Below are 15,211 nucleotides of genomic sequence, written 5' to 3'. Positions count from 1 at the left end.
GCTTACTGAGGCGGCAGGCAGACGCCAATGCCGCCGATGCCGCAATAGCCGTGCGGATTTTTATACAGATACTGCTGGTGATCGTCCTCGGCATAGTAGAACGGTTTGGCGGTGGCGATCTCGGTGGTGATGTGACGGGTATCGTGCGCGTCGTTCATCGCCGCCTGGAAGCGCGCGAGGCTGGCCTTTGCCGCCTCCGTCTGTTCCGGGGTCAGCGGGTAAATCGCCGAGCGGTACTGGGTGCCGTGGTCGTTACCCTGTCGCATACCCTGCGCCGGGTCGTGATTTTCCCAGAACACCTGCAATAACTGCTCATAGCTAATCACCTGCGGATCATAAACCACGCGTACCGCTTCCGCGTGACCGGTCTGGCCGCTGCATACTTCGCGATAGGTCGGATTGGGCGTATAGCCGCCAGTGTAACCTGCGGCGGTGCTGTAAACCCCCGGCAATTGCCAGAACAGGCGCTCAACTCCCCAGAAGCAGCCCATGGCGAACAGCGCCACTTCCATCCCCGCCGGGACGTTGGTCATCGAGTGGCCGTTAACTGCGTGGAGCGTCGCCACTGGCATGGGGGTATTGCGTCCAGGCAGCGCATCCGCCTGGGCGACAAGATGCGTTTTATCAAATAGACTCACGGTTGGCCTCTCAATACAGAAATCGTCGTTAAGGTTGTAACGAAGCGTGTCTTTTAACACAATAAATACGCGTAATACGTCTAGATTAATACATAAGAATTATTTGGGTTATTGCCACTTTTTCAACCCTATGTTGTTAGGGTTTTGTTAAGCCGTGGAGCGGCGCCAGTGTTTCCTGTAGAGGAAACAGGGATATTCAGGAGAAAATGTGCTAAAAATCCGCCAGTTATGTGTCACCAGCCTTTTGCTGGTCAGCGGGGTCGCCAGCGCAGCGAATGTGCGTTTGCAGGTTGAGGGATTATCCGGGGAGCTGGAGAAAAACGTTCGCGCCCAGCTTTCCACCATCCAGAGCGATGAAGTCACGCCGGATCGTCGCTTTCGCGCGCGCGTCGATGACGCCATTCGCGAAGGTCTGAAAGCGCTGGGTTATTACGAGCCGACGATTGAATTTGATTTGCGTCCGCCGCCGAAAAGGGGACGTCAGGTGCTGATCGCCAAAGTGACCCCGGGAGAACCGGTGCGCATTGGCGGAACCGAGGTGATTCTGCGCGGCGGCGCCCGCACCGATAGCGACTACCTGGCTCTGCTGAAAACGCGCCCGGCCATCGGGACGGTGCTCAACCACGGGGATTACGACGGCTTCAAGAGCTCGCTGACCCGCGTCGCCCTGCGCAAAGGCTACTTTGACAGCGAGTTTCTTAAGAGCCAGCTCGGGGTCTCCCTCGACCGTCATCAGGCGTTCTGGGATATCGATTACGACAGCGGCGAACGCTATCGCTTTGGCCACGTCACTTTCTCTGGCTCGCAAATCCGCGATGAATACCTGCAAAACCTCGTGCCGTTTAAAGAGGGCGACTACTACACCTCGCAGGACCTGGCCGAGCTAAACCGCCGCCTGGCGGCGACCGGCTGGTTCAGTTCGGTGGTGGTGGCGCCTGATTTTGCTAAGTCGCGGAAAACCAAGGTGCTGCCTCTGCAGGGCGTTGTCTCGCCTCGCAAAGAGAACACCGTGGAAACCGGGGTCGGCTATTCCACAGACGTCGGTCCGCGGGTGAAAGCCACGTGGAAAAAACCATGGGTCAACTCGTATGGTCACAGCCTGACCTCCAGCGTCAGCCTCTCCGCCCCGGAGCAGCAGTTCGACTTTACCTATAAAGTCCCACTGCTGAAGAGCCCCCTCGAACAGTATTATCTGATGCAGGGCGGTTTTAAGCGTACCGACCTCAATGATACCCAGGCCGACTCTACCACCCTGGGGGTCTCGCGTTTCTGGGAGATGTCGAGCGGCTGGCAGCGAGCGATTAACCTGCGCTGGAGCCTGGATCACTTTACCCAGGCGAACGTCACCAACACCACCATGCTGATTTATCCTGGGGTCTCGGTGAACCGCACTCGCTCCCGCGGCGGCCTGATGCCTACCTGGGGCGATTCCCAGCGCTACTCGGTGGATTACTCCAACACCATGTGGGGCTCGGACATCAACTTCATCGTGATGCAGGCCCAGGACGTCTGGATCCGTACCCTCTATGACCGCCACCGCTTTGTGGTGCGCGGCAACCTTGGCTGGATCGAAGCGGACAACTTTGACAAGGTGCCGCCAGATCTGCGTTTTTTCGCCGGGGGCGATCGCAGTATTCGCGGCTATAAATACAAATCTATCTCGCCGAAGGACGATGACGACAAGCTGATCGGGGCCTCGAAGCTGGCGACCGGCTCGCTGGAGTATCAGTACAACGTCAGTGGTAAATGGTGGGGCGCCGTGTTTGTCGATAGCGGCGAAGCGGTCAGCGATATTCGCGAGAGCGATTTCAAAACCGGCGCCGGGGTGGGCGTGCGCTGGCAGTCGCCGGTGGGGCCGATCAAGCTGGATATCGCCCGGCCGATCGGCGACAAAGAAGAGCATGGTTTACAGTTTTACATCGGTCTGGGGCCTGAATTATGAGTTTATGGAAGAAGATAAGCCTCGGCGTCTTAATCGTGTTGGTGCTCCTGCTGGGCACCGTCGGGTTCCTGGTGGGGACCACCACCGGCTTGCATCTGGTGTTCAAGGCGGCGGATCGCTGGGTACCGGGGCTGGAAATCGGCAAAGTGACCGGTGGCTGGCGTGATTTAACCCTCGATAATGTTCGCTACGAACAGCCCGGCGTGGCGGTGACCGCCGGTCAGTTTCACCTCAGCGTCAGGTTGCGCTGCCTGTGGGACAGCAGCCTGTGCGTAAACGACATCGCGCTGCGCGATATTTACGTCGCCGTCGATACCAAGAAGATGCCGCCCTCAGCGCCGGTCGAGGAAGAGGACAGCGGGCCGCTGAATCTCTCCACTCCTTATCCGATTACCCTCAGCCGCGTCGCGCTGCATAACGTCAACGTCAAAATCGATGATACCGCGGTCTCCGTACGCGACTTTTCCACCGGCCTGAACTGGCAGGAGAAAAATCTGACCCTGACGCCGACCTCGCTGCAGGGGCTGCTGATCGCCCTGCCTAAGGTGGCGAAAGTGGCGCAGGAGCAGGTGGTTGAGCCGAAAATTGACAACCCGCAGCCGCAGGAAAAACCGCTCGGCGAGACGATGACCGACCTCTTCTCGCAGCCGGTGCTGCCGGCAATGACCGATGTCCATCTGCCGCTGAACCTCAATATTCAGGCGTTCCGCGGCGAGCAGCTGCGCCTGACCGGCGATACCGATATCACCGTGTATAACCTGCTGCTGAAAGTCAGCAGTATCGACGGCCAGATGAAGCTCGACGCCCTTGATATCGACTCCGATCAGGGCAAGGTTAGCGCCTCGGGCAGCGCGCAGCTGCAGGATAACTGGCCGGTGGACATTACCCTCGCCGGAACCCTGAACGTCGACCCGATGAAAGGGGAGAAGGTGCAGCTGAAGGTGGGCGGCGAAGTGCGTAAAACGCTCAAAGTCGGAGTGGACTTAAGCGGGCCGGTCGCGGCCACGCTGCGCGCGGATGCGCAGCTGGCGGAGGCCGGGCTGCCGCTCAATATGGAGCTGAAGAGTAAGCAGCTCGCCTGGCCGTTCAGCGGCGAGAAGCAGTTCCAGGCCGACGATGTCCAGTTGAAGTTCAGCGGCAAAATGACCGACTATGCGCTGGCCTTCTCCACCGCGGTGAAAGGTCAATCGCTGCCGCCGGCGAAAATCGCCCTCAACGCCAAAGGTAATGAACGGCAGATCAATCTCGACAAGCTGACGGTCAACGCCCTGGAAGGGAAAACCGAGCTGAAGGCGCTGCTCGACTGGCAGCAGGCGATCAGCTGGCGCGGCGAGCTGACCCTCGACGGCATCAACACCGCCAAAGAGGTGCCGGACTGGCCGTCGAAGCTTAACGGCCGGATCAAGACCCAGGGCAGCCTGTACGGCGGCAGCTGGCAGATGTCGGTGCCGGAGCTGAAAATTACCGGCAACGTGAAGCAGAACAAAGTGGATGTGGCGGGCTCGCTGCAGGGTAACAGCTATCTGCAGTGGAAAATCCCGGGACTGCATCTGGCGTTAGGCCCGAACAGCGCTGATATCAAAGGCGAGCTGGGGGTGAAGGATCTTAATCTCGACGCCACCATCGATGCGCCGCACCTGGATAATGCGCTGCCGGGGCTCGGCGGGACGGCGAAGGGCTTGGTAAAAGTGCGCGGCACTGTCGATGCGCCGCAGCTGCTGGCCGACATCACCGCCCGGGCGCTGCGCTGGCAGGAGCTGACCATCGCCCAGGTCAACGTCAAAGGGGATGTGAAATCCACCGATCAGATTGGCGGTAACCTGGACGTGCGGGTGGATCGCATCAGCCAGCCGGGGGTCAATATCAGCCTGGTGCAGCTCAATGCCAAAGGTACAGAGAAACAGCATGAGCTGCGGCTACGCGTGCAGGGCGATCCGGTTTCCGGCCAGCTGGCGCTGGCAGGTAGCTTCGATCGTCAGGCCGAACGCTGGAAGGGCTCACTGAGCGATACCCGCTTCCAGACGCCGGTGGGGCCGGTAGCGCTGACGCGCAGCATTGCGCTGGACTATCGCAATCTGGAGCAGAAAATCAGCATCGGGCCACACTGCTGGACCAACCCGAACGCCGAGCTCTGCGTGCCTGAAACCATTGACGCGGGCGCCAGCGGACGGGCGCGGGTGAATCTCAACCGCTTCGATCTGGCGATGCTCAAGCCGTTTATGCCGGAGGCGACCCAGGCCAGCGGCGTGTTTACTGGTAATGCCGATGTGAGCTGGGACACCACCAAAGAGGGACTGCCGCAGGGCAAAGTGACCCTCAGCGGGCGCAACGTCAAGGTGACCCAGGTCGTCAACGACGCGCCGTTGCCGGTGGCGTTCGATACGCTGAACCTCAGCGCCGACCTGCACAACAATCGCGCCGAGCTGGGCTGGCTTATCCGCCTGACCAACAACGGTCAGCTGGATGGGCAGGTGCAGGTCACCGACCCGCAGGGGCGGCGTAACCTCGGCGGCAACGTCAATATCAGCAACTTCTCGCTGGCGATGATCAACCCGATTTTCGCTCGTGGTGAAAAGGCAGAGGGAAGGCTCAACGCCCGTCTGCGTCTGGGCGGCAATGTGAAAAGTCCGCAGCTGTTCGGCCAGATGCAGCTGAGCGGGGTGGATATCGACGGCAACTTTATGCCGTTTGATATGCAGCCGAGCCAGCTGGCGATGAACTTCAACGGCACGCGCTCGACCCTGCAGGGGACGGTGAACACCCGCCAGGGGCAAATCGCCCTCAGCGGTAACGCCGACTGGACGCAGATCGATAACTGGCGGGCGCAAATTGCGGCGAAAGGCAGCCGGGTGCGGATCACGGTGCCGCCGATGGTGCGTCTCGATGTATCGCCGGATGTGGTGTTTACCGCCACGCCAAGCCTGTTCAATCTCGACGGCAAAGTGGATGTGCCCTGGGCGCGGATCGTGGTCAACGAGGTGCCGGAGAGCGCGGTCGGCGTCTCCTCTGATGAAGTGATGCTGGATAAAAACCTCAAGCCGATTAAGCAGCAGAGCGCCAGCATCCCGATCAACAGCAACCTGACCATTCACGTCGGCAACAACGTTCGTCTGGAAGCCTTCGGCCTGAAAGCGCGTCTGACCGGTGATTTGAAAGTGGCGCAGGACAAGCAGGGGCTGGGCCTCAACGGGCAGATTAATATTCCGGACGGCCGTTTCCACGCCTATGGTCAGGACTTGATTGTCCGCAAAGGGGAGCTGCTGTTCTCCGGTCCGCCGGATCAGCCGTTGCTGAATATCGAAGCGATTCGTAACCCGGATGCCACCGAAGACGATGTGATCGCCGGCGTTCGCGTCACCGGCTCCGCCGATCAGCCGAAAGCGGAGATCTTCTCTGATCCGGTTATGTCCCAGCAGGAAGCGCTGTCTTATCTGCTGCGCGGCCAGGGTTTGAGTAGTGGTCAGAGCGATAGCGCCGCGATGACCTCAATGCTTATTGGTATGGGGGTTGCACAAAGTGGTCAGGTTGTGGGTAAAATCGGCGAGACGTTTGGCGTAAGCAACTTGGCGTTGGACACCGAAGGGGTAGGCGATTCTTCCCAGGTGGTGGTCAGCGGCTATGTACTGCCGGGTCTACAGGTAAAATACGGGGTCGGTATCTTCGATTCCCTGGCGACGCTGACTTTACGTTATCGCCTGATGCCTAAGCTATATGTGGAAGCGGTGTCTGGCATCGACCAGGCGCTCGATTTGCTCTATCAGTTTGAGTTTTAGCAATGCGAATATTTGTTTACGGCAGTTTACGACGCAAACAAGGCAACAGCCACTGGATGACCAACGCCCAGTGGCTGGGCGCTCATAGTGTCGACGATTATCAGCTGTACAGCCTGGGCCACTATCCAGGCGCGGTGCCCGGCGAAGGCACAGTACATGGTGAAGTTTATCGTATTGATGCATCGACGCTGGCCGAACTGGATGCGCTGCGCACCAAGGGGGGCGAGTATGCGCGCCACCTGATTCAGACGCCTTACGGCAGCGCATGGATGTATGTCTATCAACGTTCCGTTGAGGGTTGTACGTTGATAGCGAACGGCAACTGGTTGGATCGCGACCAGTATTAACCACGACAGCGCCACCTTCGGGTGGCGTTGTTTTTTCCTGCGCCCACCTTCTTACCAGAGCGGAAGATAATCCTTCACCATCCACTTCACGGAAGCCAGCATCGTCAGCGCGAGCAATAGCTACGGGCGCCAGGATGCAAAGGCTGATTGATCGTCAGGTGGTCAAAAAGCGAGGGGTCGTTAAAATAGCGTTTATCGGTATAAAAGACATGGTCGCCGGCGATAAGACGCAGATACCCCTGTTTTTCACAGGCGGCGGTCGTGAAGCCAGAAAAGTTAAGGGTGAAATAGCGAATGCTTTTCACGGGACACCCTCCATGGTGTTATCGCGGCTATCCGTGCCGCAATCAGGCAGGGGATGACCCTGCCTGAGACAGAATTACTTCTGCTTAGCGCGCTCGAAAGAGGCAACGATTTCGGCTTTCGCCGCTTCCGCGTTGTCCCAACCGTCGACTTTAACCCACTTGCCTTTTTCCAGATCTTTGTAGTGCTCAAAGAAATGAGTGATCTGGGCTTTCAGCAGTTCCGGCAGGTCGTTCACATCGTTGATGTGATCGTATTCTTTGCTCAGCTTGGTGTGCGGTACGGCAACCAGTTTCGCATCTTCACCAGATTCGTCGGTCATCTTCAGAACGCCAACCGGACGGCAGCGGACCACGGAGCCCGGCTGCAGCGGGTACGGAGTCGGGACCAGCACGTCAACCGGGTCGCCGTCCAGGGACAGGGTGTGGTTGATGTAGCCGTAGTTGCACGGATAGAACATTGCCGTGGACATGAAACGGTCAACGAACAGTGCACCGCTCTCTTTGTCGACTTCGTATTTGATAGGATCTGCGTTCGCCGGGATTTCGATCACGACGTAGATGTCTTCCGGCAGATCTTTGCCCGCAGGTACGTTGAGTAAGCTCATGTCTGTTTCCTTTAAAATGTATGGCAAACAAGTGCTCGGTATTATAGCCAACTCACATCGAAAGTCTTCGCTTCTTTTTCCCGATATCGCCGCAGAGTGCTCCGAATTTTTCGCGTAATAATGACATGAAAATCCATAAACATAGCCACATCATGAATAAATTTATGTAACCGTTTTCATTGCATGTGATTGATTTATCATACTGCTTAAAAAAACGTCATAAACCGCAACAGCCGCGCTCCCTGCGAAGCCTTATCGGCTCTCCGCTGGGCAGTAGGGCCATCATTAACATCTCATTTACTTTTTTGAAGTGTGATGTAACGCATTCAGTTACATCACCGATTGTCTATAGTTTGTCCGCAGGTGAGACTTTAACCAACAATAACCCTACGAGGATACCCTTATGTGGAAGCGCTTACTTCTTGTCACAGCAGTTTCCGCAGCTATGTCGTCTATGGCGATAGCTGCCCCGCTAACCGTAGGTTTTTCGCAGGTCGGTTCTGAATCCGGCTGGCGTGCGGCGGAAACCAGCGTCGCGAAAGAGGAGGCCGCCAAGCGCGGTATCACCCTGAAGATCGCTGATGGTCAGCAAAAACAGGAAAACCAGATCAAAGCAGTGCGTTCCTTTATTGCTCAAGGGGTCGACGCGATCTTCATTGCGCCGGTGGTGGCCACCGGCTGGGAACCGGTGCTGAAAGAGGCGAAAGAGGCCAAGATCCCGGTTTTCCTCCTCGACCGTTCCATTGATGTTAAAGATAAAGATCTCTACATGACCACCGTGACCGCCAACAACGTGCTGGAAGGCCAGCTGATTGGCGACTGGCTGGTGAAAACCGTCGACGGTAAGCCGTGTAACGTCGTTGAACTGCAGGGCACCGTTGGGGCCAGCGTGGCCATCGATCGTAAGAAAGGGTTCGCCGACGCGATTGCCAAAGCGTCGAATATCAAAATTATCCGCTCCCAGTCCGGCGACTTCACCCGCAGTAAAGGGAAAGAGGTCATGGAGAGCTTTATCAAAGCTGAGAATAACGGCAAAAACATCTGCATGGTGTTTGCTCATAACGACGATATGGCCATCGGCGCCATCCAGGCCATTAAAGAAGCTGGTCTGAAGCCGGGCAAAGATATTCTGACCGGCTCCATCGACGGCGTGCCGGATATCTATAAAGCGATGATCGCCGGAGAAGCCAACGCCAGCGTCGAGCTGACGCCAAATATGGCCGGCCCGGCGTTCGATGCGCTGGAGAAATATAAAAAAGACGGCACCCTGCCGGAGAAGCTGACCATCACCAAATCGACGCTGTATCTGCCGGATACGGCGAAAGAAGAGTTAGAGAAGAAGAAAAATATGGGCTACTGAGTGGGGAGCCCCTCATTCCATCCCTCTCCCCGGTGGGAGAGGGTAAAAAGCAGCGTTCCAGAAACCCCGGGAAGCCCAGCGCGACCCGGGGTAACCTGACATCATTTGAAGGTGACATCGATTATGAGCGCCGAGGCACACCAGGAGATCCTTCGCACCGAAGGACTTAGTAAATTCTTCCCCGGCGTTAAGGCGCTGGATAACGTCAACTTTAGCCTGCGGCGCGGCGAAATCATGGCCCTGTTGGGCGAAAACGGCGCCGGAAAATCGACGCTGATCAAAGCGCTGACCGGCGTTTACCATGCCGATCGCGGCACTATCTGGCTGGAAGGCCAGGCTATTTCGCCCAAAAATACCGCCCATGCCCAGCAGCTGGGGATCGGCACCGTCTACCAGGAAGTGAACCTGCTGCCTAATATGTCGGTGGCGGATAACCTGTTCATCGGCCGTGAGCCGCGGCGGTTTGGTCTGCTGCGACGTAAAGAGATGGAGGCCAGGGCGACGGCGCTGATGGCCTCCTACGGCTTTTCCCTCGACGTGCGCGAGCCGCTGAACCGCTTTTCGGTGGCGATGCAGCAGATCGTCGCTATCTGTCGGGCCATCGACCTGTCGGCCAAGGTGCTGATCCTCGACGAGCCCACCGCCAGCCTCGATACCCAGGAGGTGGAGATGCTGTTCACCCTGATGCGCCAGCTCAGGGATAACGGCGTCAGCCTGATCTTCGTCACCCATTTTCTCGACCAGGTCTATGCGGTCAGCGACCGCATCACCGTGCTGCGTAACGGCAGCTTCGTCGGCTGCCGTGAGACCCGCGAGCTGCCGCAGATTGAGCTGGTGAAAATGATGCTGGGTCGCGAACTGGACCACAATGCCCTGCAGCGGGCGGGCCGTACCCTGCTGAGCGATAAACCGGTAGCGGCGTTTGAAGGCTACGGTAAAAAAGGAACCATCGCCCCGTTCGACCTGCAGGTCCGCCCGGGCGAAATTGTAGGCCTCGCCGGCCTGCTGGGTTCCGGACGCACGGAAACCGCCGAGGTGATCTTCGGCATTAAAACGGCGGACAGCGGGAAGGCGTGGATCAAAGGCAAACCTCAGACCTTGCGCTCCCCGCATCAGGCGTCCTGCCTCGGGATCGGCTTCTGTCCGGAGGATCGCAAAACCGACGGCATTATCGCCGCTGCCTCGGTGCGGGAAAATATCGTTCTCGCCCTGCAGGCGCAGCGCGGCTGGCTGAGGCCGATCCCCCGCCGGGAGCAGAATGAGATCGCCGAGCGCTTTATTCGCCAGCTGGGGATCCGTACCCCGAGCGCCGAGCAGCCGATCGAGTTTCTCTCCGGCGGCAACCAGCAGAAGGTGCTGCTCTCCCGCTGGCTGCTGACCAAACCGCAGTTCCTGATCCTCGATGAGCCGACCCGCGGCATCGACGTCGGCGCCCATGCGGAAATTATTCGCCTGATTGAAACCCTCTGCGCCGATGGCCTGGCGCTGCTGGTTATCTCTTCTGAACTGGAGGAGCTGGTGGGTTACGCCGATCGGGTCATTATCCTGCGCGATCGCCGACAAGTGGCGGAGATCCCGCTCGCCGAGCTCTCTGTTCCGGCGATCATGAACGCTATTGCGGCATAAGGAGTAACCCATGATGCCTCGATCTCTTTCGCAAACCGGCCCGGAGAAGCGACGCTTCACCTGGCCGAAGGGCACCCCGCAGATTATTGCCCTGCTGCTGGTTCTGCTGGTAGACAGCCTGGTGGCGCCCCATTTTTATCAGGTGGTGCTCCAGGATGGCCGCCTGTTTGGCAGCCCGATCGATATTCTCAACCGCGCCGCGCCGGTGGCGCTGCTGGCGATTGGCATGACGCTGGTGATCGCCACCGGCGGCATCGACCTGTCGGTAGGGGCGGTGATGGCGATTGCCGGCGCGACGGCCGCCTCGATGACCGTCGCCGGGCACAGCCTGCCGGTGGTGCTGTTGGCCGCGCTGGCCGCGGGCGCGCTGGCCGGATTGTGGAACGGCATCCTCGTGGCGGTCCTTAAGATCCAGCCCTTTGTGGCGACGCTGATCCTGATGGTGGCCGGGCGCGGGGTGGCGCAGTTGATCACCGCCGGGCAGATCGTCACCTTTGATTCCCCGGCCCTGGCGTGGCTCGGCAGCGGATCGTTTCTGCTGTTTCCGACGCCGGTGATCGTCGCCGCCGCTACGCTGCTGCTGTTCTGGCTGTTTACCCGTAAAACGGCGCTGGGCATGTTTATTGAGGCGGTAGGGATCAACATCCGCGCGGCGAAAAACGCCGGCGTCAATACCCGCATCGTGGTGATGCTGGCCTATGTCCTGAGCGGCGTCTGCGCGGCGATCGCCGGGATCATCGTGGCGGCGGACATCCGCGGCGCGGATGCCAATAACGCCGGGCTATGGCTTGAGCTGGACGCCATTCTGGCGGTGGTCATCGGCGGCGCCTCGCTGATGGGCGGGCGCTTTAACCTGCTGCTCTCGGTGGTGGGGGCGCTGATTATCCAGGGAATGAACACCGGGATTTTGCTCTCCGGCTTCCCGCCGGAGCTCAACCAGGTGGTGAAAGCGGTGGTGGTGCTGTGCGTACTGATTGTCCAGTCGCCGCGCTTTATCGGTTTACTGAAAGGGGTACGCGGCCATGATAAAACGTAATTTACCATTGATGATCACCCTTGCGGTGTTTGTGCTGGGCTACCTCTACTGCCTGACTCAGTTCCCCGGTTTTGCCTCAACGCGGGTGATCTGCAATATCCTGACGGATAACGCCTTCCTCGGGATCATCGCCGTGGGCATGACCTTCGTGATCCTCTCCGGCGGGATCGATCTGTCGGTGGGGTCGGTGATCGCCTTTACCGGCGTCTTCCTCGCCAAAGCGATTGGCTTTTGGGGAATCTCGCCGCTGGTGGCCTTTCCGCTGGTGCTGGTGATGGGCTGCGCCTTCGGCGCGTTTATGGGGCTGCTGATTGACGCCCTGAAGATCCCGGCCTTTATCATCACCCTCGCCGGCATGTTCTTCCTGCGCGGCGTGAGCTATCTGGTGTCAGAGGAGTCGATTCCGATTAACCACCCAGTGTACGACACCCTGTCCGGGCTGGCATGGACCATTCCCGGCGGCGGTCGTCTCAGCGCCATGGGACTGCTGATGCTGCTGGTGGTGGTGGCCGGTATTTTTGTCGCCCATCGCACCCGCTTTGGCAACCAGGTGTATGCCATCGGCGGCAACGCCATGTCGGCGAATCTGATGGGGATTTCGACTCGCAGCGCCACGATCCGTATCTATATGCTCTCCACCGGACTGGCGACGCTGGCCGGGATCGTCTTTTCCATTTATACCCAGGCGGGCTATGCGCTGGCGGGCGTCGGCGTCGAGCTGGATGCGATTGCCTCGGTGGTGATCGGCGGTACGCTGCTAAGCGGTGGCGTCGGTACCGTGCTGGGAACGCTGTTCGGGGTGGCGATCCAGGGGCTGATTCAGACCTACATCAACTTCGACGGCACCCTCAGCTCATGGTGGACGAAAATCGCCATCGGCATTTTGCTGTTTATCTTTATCGCGCTGCAGCGTGGGCTGACCGTGCTGTGGGAAAATCGGCAGAATGCGGCGGTGACGCGGGTGAGCGGGGCGGGGAGTCGCTAAGAAATGCTCCTCCCGCAGGCGCGGGAGGAGCGGGCAGGGCGCTTAGGCGTCCGGGAACGCTTTAATAAAGTTCTCGACGTCTTCTACCATGTGGTTGTTGCCGACGAAGAAGGAGCGACGCTGATGCAGGCTTTCCGGGATAATATCCAGAATACGCTCTTTACCGTCGCTGGCCTTACCGCCCGCCTGTTCGGCGAGGAAGGCCATCGGGTTGCATTCATACAGTAGGCGCAGCTTGCCTTCCGGGTGGCTGGCGGTGCTCGGATAGAGATAGATGCCGCCTTTCAGCAGGTTGCGGTGGAAGTCCGCCACCAGCGAGCCGATATAGCGAGAGGTATAAGGACGCTGAGTCGCTTTGTCCTCTTCCTGACAGTACTTAATGTACTTCTTCACGCCCTGCGGGAATTTGATGTAGTTGCCTTCGTTGATGGAGTAGGTATTGCCCTTCTCCGGGAAGCGCATACGCTCCTGGCATAGACAGAAGACGCCAAGGGACGGGTCGTAGGTGAAGGCATGAACGCCGCAGCCGGTGGTATACACCAGCATCGTCGACGATCCGTAGACCACATAGCCCGCGGCCACCTGCTTGTTGCCCGGCTGCAGGAAGTCTTCTTCTGTCACCGGCGTGCCGACAGGCGTCACGCGACGGTAGATAGAGAAGATCGTACCGACAGAGACGTTAACGTCGATGTTAGAGGAGCCATCCAGAGGGTCCATCAGCACCACGTATTTGGCGTGTTCACACCCTTCGAAGACGACAATCTCATCTTCTTCTTCAGAGGCGATCCCGGCAACAATATCGCGTGCTCGCAGTGCGGCTTTTAATTTTTCATTAGCGAACAGATCGAGTTTTTGCTGAACCTCGCCCTGAACGTTTTCAGCACCGCTGGCACCCAGGATATCGACCAGACCGGCCTTGTTGATATCGCGGTGGATGATCTTGGCGCCCAACTTTATTGCTGACAACAAAGCAGTCAGCTCACCGGTGGCGTGGGAGAACTCGTGCTGCTTTTCAACAATAAACTCACCTAACGTTTTCATAACTCGTTCCCTGCATTTTTATGTTGAGTAAAACGAACGCAACAATCTTAACAAAGAATCAAAAAAGTGCGCACAGGTGAATCGCGCCAGCAAAATACAGATTCGCCTGAAATGCATTTCGCCAGGGCCCGGGATATGGGTAAAATGTGCCCCGGATAAGAAAAGGAAATGACGAATGCGCATTCATATTTTAGGAATCTGTGGCACGTTTATGGGGGGGCTGGCCATGCTGGCGCGCTCCCTCGGTCATGAGGTAACGGGGTCGGATGCTAACGTCTATCCGCCGATGAGCACCCTGCTGGAAAACCAGGGGATTGATTTAATTCAGGGCTATGACCCCAGCCAGCTGGAGCCCCGGCCGGACCTGGTGATCATCGGTAACGCCATGACTCGCGGCAACCCGTGCGTTGAAGCGGTGCTGGAAAATAATATTCCCTATATGTCCGGCCCGCAGTGGCTACACGACTTCGTGCTGCGCGATCGCTGGGTGCTGGCCGTCGCCGGGACCCACGGCAAAACCACCACTGCCGGCATGGCGACCTGGATCCTTGAAGCCTGCGGCTATAAACCGGGGTTCGTGATTGGCGGCGTTCCGGGCAATTTCGACGTCTCCGCGCGCCTGGGCGACAGCCCGTTCTTCGTCATTGAAGCCGACGAATATGACTGCGCCTTCTTCGACAAGCGCTCCAAGTTTGTTCACTACTGCCCGCGGACGCTGATCCTCAACAACCTTGAGTTCGACCACGCGGACATCTTTGATGACCTGAAGGCGATTCAGAAACAATTCCACCATCTGGTGCGCATCGTGCCGGGCAAAGGCAAAATTATCCTGCCGGAGAACGACATCAACCTGAAGCAGGTGATGGCGATGGGCTGCTGGAGCGAGCAGGAGCTGGTGGGCGAGCAGGGCCACTGGCAGGCGAAAAAACTGAACGCCGACGCCTCGCAGTGGGAAGTCTTACTCGACGGCGAAAAGGTCGGCGAAGTGAAGTGGGCGCTGGTCGGCGAGCATAATATGCATAACGGCCTGATGGCGATTGCCGCGGCGCGTCACGTCGGCGTGCTGCCGGCGGATGCCGCGAACGCGCTGGGCAGCTTTATCAACGCCCGCCGTCGCCTGGAGCTGCGGGGCGAAGCCAACGGCGTCACCGTGTATGACGATTTCGCCCATCATCCGACGGCAATCCTCGCCACGCTGCAGGCGCTGCGCGGTAAAGTAGGCGGTACCGCGCGCATTCTCGCCGTGCTGGAGCCGCGCTCTAACACCATGAAAATGGGCGTCTGCAAGGACGATCTGGCGCCGTCTCTCGGCCGCGCCGATGAAGTGTTCCTCCTGCAGCCGCAGCATATTCCGTGGCAGGTGGCGGAAGTGGCGGAAGCCTGCGTCCAGCCGGCCCACTGGAGCGCCGACGTCGATACCCTGGCGGAGATGGTGGTCAAAACCGCCCACCCGGGCGACCATATCCTGGTGATGAGCAACGGCGGCTTCGGCGGTATTCATCAGAAGCTGCTGGATAAGCTGGCGCAAAAAGCGGCCGCGGCTGAATAAGCGC

11 protein-coding genes and 1 pseudogene are annotated in these 15,211 nt (G+C 58.7%); 8 read left to right on the top strand and 4 right to left on the bottom strand.

All coding sequences use genetic code 11. The annotated features are described in order from the left end of the window. Nucleotides 1–2: 2 nt before the first annotated feature. Nucleotides 3–638, bottom strand: a complete 636-nt coding sequence (gene msrA / locus ACR809_RS22940; RefSeq protein WP_025712326.1) for a peptide-methionine (S)-S-oxide reductase MsrA — start codon at nucleotides 636–638, stop codon at nucleotides 3–5. A 208-nt stretch (nucleotides 639–846) separates the two neighbouring features. On the opposite strand from msrA, the gene tamA reads away from it, so the two are divergent. Genes tamA through ACR809_RS22925 form a run of 3 tightly spaced genes read left to right on the top strand, consistent with a single transcriptional unit; the run spans nucleotide 847 to nucleotide 6,700 of the window. Next, nucleotides 847–2,580: an autotransporter assembly complex protein TamA gene (gene tamA, locus ACR809_RS22935; protein ID WP_040216093.1), complete on the top strand. Its 1,734-nt coding sequence runs from the start codon at nucleotides 847–849 to the stop codon at nucleotides 2,578–2,580. Beyond that, nucleotides 2,577–6,353: an autotransporter assembly complex protein TamB gene (tamB, locus tag ACR809_RS22930; RefSeq protein WP_012737220.1), complete on the top strand. Its 3,777-nt coding sequence runs from the start codon at nucleotides 2,577–2,579 to the stop codon at nucleotides 6,351–6,353. Before tamA ends, tamB begins: the two co-directional genes overlap by 4 nt. Nucleotides 6,354–6,355: 2 nt before the next feature. Next, on the top strand, nucleotides 6,356–6,700 hold the full coding sequence (locus tag ACR809_RS22925) for a gamma-glutamylcyclotransferase family protein (protein ID WP_002886724.1): 345 nt from the start codon (nucleotides 6,356–6,358) through the stop codon (nucleotides 6,698–6,700). 122 nt (nucleotides 6,701–6,822) lie between these two features. On the opposite strand, the pseudogene ACR809_RS22920 reads toward ACR809_RS22925, so the two are convergent. Together ACR809_RS22920 and ppa are read right to left on the bottom strand one after the other, a co-directional pair. Next, nucleotides 6,823–7,005, bottom strand: a pseudogene (locus tag ACR809_RS22920) (hypothetical protein); the annotation flags it as partial. A gap of 74 nt (nucleotides 7,006–7,079) precedes the next feature. Then, on the bottom strand, nucleotides 7,080–7,610 hold the full coding sequence (ppa, locus tag ACR809_RS22915; protein ID WP_015959301.1) for an inorganic diphosphatase: 531 nt from the start codon (nucleotides 7,608–7,610) through the stop codon (nucleotides 7,080–7,082). 403 nt (nucleotides 7,611–8,013) lie between these two features. Between ppa and ytfQ the strand changes: the two genes are divergently transcribed. From ytfQ to yjfF, 4 genes are all read left to right on the top strand, one after another. After that, a complete protein-coding gene (gene ytfQ, locus ACR809_RS22910; protein WP_002886769.1) occupies nucleotides 8,014–8,970 on the top strand; it encodes a galactofuranose ABC transporter, galactofuranose-binding protein YtfQ in 957 nt (318 codons plus the stop codon). Between the two features lie 123 nt (nucleotides 8,971–9,093). Beyond that, nucleotides 9,094–10,596: a galactofuranose ABC transporter, ATP-binding protein YtfR gene (ytfR, locus tag ACR809_RS22905; protein WP_002886772.1), complete on the top strand. Its 1,503-nt coding sequence runs from the start codon at nucleotides 9,094–9,096 to the stop codon at nucleotides 10,594–10,596. 10 nt (nucleotides 10,597–10,606) lie between these two features. After that, the gene (gene ytfT, locus ACR809_RS22900; RefSeq protein ID WP_004152011.1) at nucleotides 10,607–11,632 is read left to right on the top strand and encodes a galactofuranose ABC transporter, ATP-binding protein YtfT; all 1,026 of its coding nucleotides are present in this window, start codon (nucleotides 10,607–10,609) and stop codon (nucleotides 11,630–11,632) included. After that, a complete protein-coding gene (gene yjfF, locus ACR809_RS22895) occupies nucleotides 11,619–12,617 on the top strand; it encodes a galactofuranose ABC transporter, permease protein YjfF (RefSeq protein ID WP_004178367.1) in 999 nt (332 codons plus the stop codon). The genes ytfT and yjfF overlap by 14 nt, the downstream gene beginning before the upstream one ends. Before the next feature lie 42 nt (nucleotides 12,618–12,659). Here the strand turns inward: yjfF and fbp are convergent, their stop codons facing one another. Beyond that, nucleotides 12,660–13,658, bottom strand: a complete 999-nt coding sequence (gene fbp / locus ACR809_RS22890) for a class 1 fructose-bisphosphatase (RefSeq protein WP_002886827.1) — start codon at nucleotides 13,656–13,658, stop codon at nucleotides 12,660–12,662. A 175-nt stretch (nucleotides 13,659–13,833) separates the two neighbouring features. On the opposite strand from fbp, the gene mpl reads away from it, so the two are divergent. Beyond that, complete coding sequence (mpl, locus tag ACR809_RS22885; protein ID WP_002886886.1) at nucleotides 13,834–15,207, top strand: UDP-N-acetylmuramate:L-alanyl-gamma-D-glutamyl-meso-diaminopimelate ligase; 1,374 nt, start codon at nucleotides 13,834–13,836, stop codon at nucleotides 15,205–15,207. Nucleotides 15,208–15,211 lie beyond the last annotated feature (4 nt).

Source organism: Klebsiella sp. CD33 (assembly GCF_051992865.1).
Lineage (GTDB): Bacteria > Pseudomonadota > Gammaproteobacteria > Enterobacterales > Enterobacteriaceae > Klebsiella > Klebsiella pneumoniae.
Note: the sequence above shows the minus strand (reverse complement) of the source record. Positions and strands in the feature narration are given on the sequence as shown.